This window comes from Stenotrophomonas sp. 2YAF22, from assembly GCF_052114665.1.
In the GTDB taxonomy this organism is placed as follows: domain Bacteria; phylum Pseudomonadota; class Gammaproteobacteria; order Xanthomonadales; family Xanthomonadaceae; genus Stenotrophomonas; species Stenotrophomonas indicatrix.
In genome coordinates, this window is sequence record NZ_JBFRFE010000467.1 from 1 (window position 1) to 3,458 (window position 3,458).

Below are 3,458 nucleotides of genomic sequence, written 5' to 3' on the forward strand. Positions count from 1 at the left end.
CACTTCAGCAGCTGGAAGCTGCGCACCTTGGCGTCGTCGATCGGGTAACGCGACAGCACCAGCATGCCGTACTGGCCCGGGTGCAGGCCGTAGCCCCAGGCGTCGTTGCCGCGGCCACGGCCTTCACCGCCGACCACGCCGTTGTTGTCCAGGTCCAAGCCACTGGGCACGCCGGTGTTCACCGGCGCCAGGTAGCGGTAGGCGAAGTGCAGTGGCTTGCCGCCACCGGGCTGGGCCACTTCCAGGTAGCGCTTCTGGAACAGATCGGCGGCGCGATGGGCGTCATCGAAGTCGAACTCGTTCAGCAGCACCAGGTCAGGGCGCGCCTGCTGCAGTACCGCGGCGATCTTGCGCGCGTGTTCGCTGTCGCCTTCCAGCTCGGCGATCAGGCCGCCGGCTTCGTCCGAATACAGCGAGGTGTTGTAGGTGGCCAAGCGCAGCGCTGCAGACGGTTTTTCGGTCATCGCGGGGGACGTGGCGAAGGCGGGAGCGGCGGCGCCACAGAGCAGGGCCAGGCCGAGGATCAGGGGTTTGGCGTTCATGGGCCATATTGTGCACCTGGCCCGGTGTCAGTGGTTTGTCAGCGTCCGTCCAGTTCGTCATCGAAATCATGCCAGCGGCGGCCATCGTAGGCCTCCAGTGGGCGATAGCGCCGCTTGTAGTCCATCTTCTGGTGCTCGCGTATCCAGTAGCCCAGGTACAGGTGTGGCAGGCCTTCGCGGCGGGCCCACTCCAGCTGCTGCAGGATCGCGAACGTGCCCAGCCCGCGCGCGGCATGGGCGGGGTCGAAGAAGGTATAGACCGCCGACAGCCCGTGCTCGGTCACATCGGTTACTGCCACGCCCAGCAGCTGGCTGGGCTGGCCATCGTGGCCGGGCAGACGCATTTCCATGAAGCGCGTGTGCGACCAGCTGCCGATCAGGAACTGTTCGAATTCGTGCGGGCCGTGGTCGTCCATGCCGCCCTTGGCATGACGATGCACCAGGTAGCGGTGGTACAGCTCGAACAGATCCTCGCGTGGCATGGCCGCGGTGATGCGCACTTCCAGATCGGCATTGCGGGCGGCGCAGCGGCGCTGGCTACGATCCGGGGCGAAGCGGGCCACCGGAATGCGCACGGCGACGCAGGCGTGGCAGTTCGCACAATGCGGGCGATAGACCAGGTCGCCGCTGCGTCGGAAGCCCCAGCTCAGGGCCAGCGGGTACAGCCCGCCGAGGCGACGGTCCTGCGGGTCCAGCACCAGGTCGCGTGCAACCCGGTCCGGCCAGTACCCGCAGGGGTGCTCGCCGGTCTGGAACAGTCGCAGTTCGTCGTCTCTGTCGCCGTGTCTCGCCATGGGCACAGCATAGCTCCAGCCCGTCGCAATGGCGGCGACTGTCCGCCGGATGAATGGAACGGGCGGCTGCGTCAACCGAGGTCGTGGTCAGGCGTTGTTGTCCTCCGAGGGTGAGGTGTTCACCCCGATGCCAATCCCATTCCCAGGAGTGACCCCATGATCCGTACCCCCCTGCTGCTGGCCCTGCTGCTCGGCACCTCCGCGACCGGTATTGCCCTGGCTGCCGACACCCCGGCTGCACCGGCGCAGCGTCCGGCCAAGCTGGATACCAATGGCGACGGCGTCATCGACCGCAGCGAAGCGGCGGCCAACCCGCGCCTGGCCGCAAAGTTCGACGAGCTGGACAAGAACAAGGACGGCAAGCTCTCGCGTGATGAGCTGCCGCGCTGGAAGCATGGCCGCCACGGTGGTCGCGGCGGCGAGCGCTGGGCCAAGCTGGATACGAACAAGGATGGCCGCATCAGCCGTGAGGAAGCCAAGGCCGATACGCGCCTGGCCGAGCGTTTCGACCAGCTCGACCTCAACAAGGATGGCTACCTGGACAAGGCCGACCGCGAGCTGCGCATGAAGCAGCATCGTGACGCCTGGTTCGCCGCAGCCGATACCAACAAGGATGGCCAGCTGAGCAAGGCCGAGTTCGACGCCGCCAAGGGCCCGATGCACGGTGGCSCGCGCCACGGCGGCCCGCGTGACGGCGCCGCGCCGAAGCCGCAGCGCTGATTTTCAATGCAGTGATCGACGACAACGCCGGCGCACTGCCGGCGTTGTCCGTTACAGGCGCCCGCTGAGCGTCATCGTGTAGGCCAAGGCACCGATGACCACCAGGTTCACCGCCATCATGCCGGTCAGGCCGTACATGGATTCGTACTTCCAGTTGATCCCGTTACGCCCACGCCGGGCTGCATCACGCGCGAGCAGCGGCGCCATGATTCGCCGCAGCGTCACCRGGCACTGGTAGTTGACCACCACCAGGCCCAGTGCCAGCACCAGCAGCTGCGCCCACATCGGCGCCTGCAGCAGCACGGCAAACAGGATGGCCAGGCACCAGCCCAGGCTCGTGCCTGTGCTGAGATTGACGAAGCGGCGGACTTGTACCTGCTCGGCGCCGGTCTCGGCGTACGACAGCAGGAAACGGCCGCCGAGATAGCTGCCGAGCGCGCCACCGACGACACCACCGATGATCGCAGCCCAGCTTGAGGCAGGCAGCATCTGCAGTTGGCCCAGGGTTGCGGTCAACGAGCCGAGCGCGGTGCCGCCGGCAGCGCTGGCGCCACCGAGGCCGAGCTTGCTGCCACCCACGCCGACGCCGGTTCCCAGCAGGATCGCCGCGCTGGCGGTGCCGGGCGCGGCGATCATCACCATCGATACCACCGCCGTTGCGAACGCTGCGCTGGGTGCGCTGCTGCGTGCGAATTCGCCGAAGCGCTGCAGCAGGCCCTCGCGTACCTGCGCACGGGCACGTGACAGGCGCTTGCGTACCGCTGCGTCACTGAGCCCGAGCAGGTCAGCGACCTGCTGCGAATGCTGGCCCTCGCGGTAATACAGCAGGAGCACTTCGCGRCTGTCGGCGGGCAGGCCAGAGATGATGTCTTCGGCAGCGATTTCCTCTTCCAGCCGCTGCAGGCGATCGGCCACGCCGGGGGTCGGATCCGCAGCCATGGTCAAGGCCACTTCGGCAGCCTCGCCGCTCAGCGGTCGGCCACGTTGTGCGCGCAGCCAGTCACGGGCGAGGTTGCGGGTGATCTGCCGCAGCCAGGGCAGGAAGCTGCTCGCGCTGCGCAGTTGGTGCAGCTGCTGCCAGCCCTTCACGAACGCTTCCTGGGCGATGTCCTCGCTGGCCTGGCGGTCGCCGGTAATGGCCAGTGCGATGGCGGTGACCGTGTTCTGGCAGGCCAGCACGATGCGGCCATAGGCATGCTGGCAACCGCCGGCCGCCGAGGGCAGGTCGCGTTCAAGGGTCTCGTCGATGCTTGAGGCGAAGGTCGTCATGGCGGCGGGCTCCTGCAGGGATTGTGTCCCATGACGGAGGCGCGTGCAGAATGTGACTGACCCTTCCCCAAAGGTAGTGCCGGCCGCTGGCCGGCATCCTCATGGAGCCGCTCGGTATGCTGCGGTTGCCGGC

4 protein-coding genes are annotated in these 3,458 nt (G+C 67.5%); 1 reads left to right on the plus strand and 3 read right to left on the minus strand.

Translation table 11 applies throughout. The annotated features are described in order from the left end of the window. Positions 1-542 (minus strand): endonuclease/exonuclease/phosphatase family protein (locus AB4Y84_RS16550; protein WP_442250466.1); only part of this gene is annotated, 542 nt, incomplete at its 3' end. A 38-nt stretch (positions 543-580) separates the two neighbouring features. Further along, the gene (locus tag AB4Y84_RS16555; RefSeq protein WP_032975961.1) at positions 581-1,336 is read right to left on the minus strand and encodes an arginyltransferase; all 756 of its coding nucleotides are present in this window, start codon (positions 1,334-1,336) and stop codon (positions 581-583) included. Positions 1,337-1,492: 156 nt separating this feature from the next. Here AB4Y84_RS16555 and AB4Y84_RS16560 point away from each other — a divergent pair, with 156 nt between their 5' ends. Beyond that, positions 1,493-2,056 carry an EF-hand domain-containing protein gene (locus AB4Y84_RS16560; protein ID WP_442250467.1) on the plus strand — a complete coding sequence of 188 codons (564 nt, stop codon included), beginning with the start codon at positions 1,493-1,495 and terminating at the stop codon, positions 2,054-2,056. A gap of 51 nt (positions 2,057-2,107) precedes the next feature. Here the strand turns inward: AB4Y84_RS16560 and AB4Y84_RS16565 are convergent, their stop codons facing one another. Then, entirely contained in the window at positions 2,108-3,325 is a 1,218-nt protein-coding gene (locus AB4Y84_RS16565; protein ID WP_442250468.1) for an RNA polymerase sigma factor, read from the minus strand. Positions 3,326-3,458: the final 133 nt, after the last annotated feature.

Bases quoted from the DNA above. Each gene is read 5' to 3' on its own strand.
- AB4Y84_RS16555 (WP_032975961.1), bottom strand. From the start codon at position 1,336: ATGGCGAGACACGGCGACAGAGACGACGAACTGCGACTGTTCCAGACC.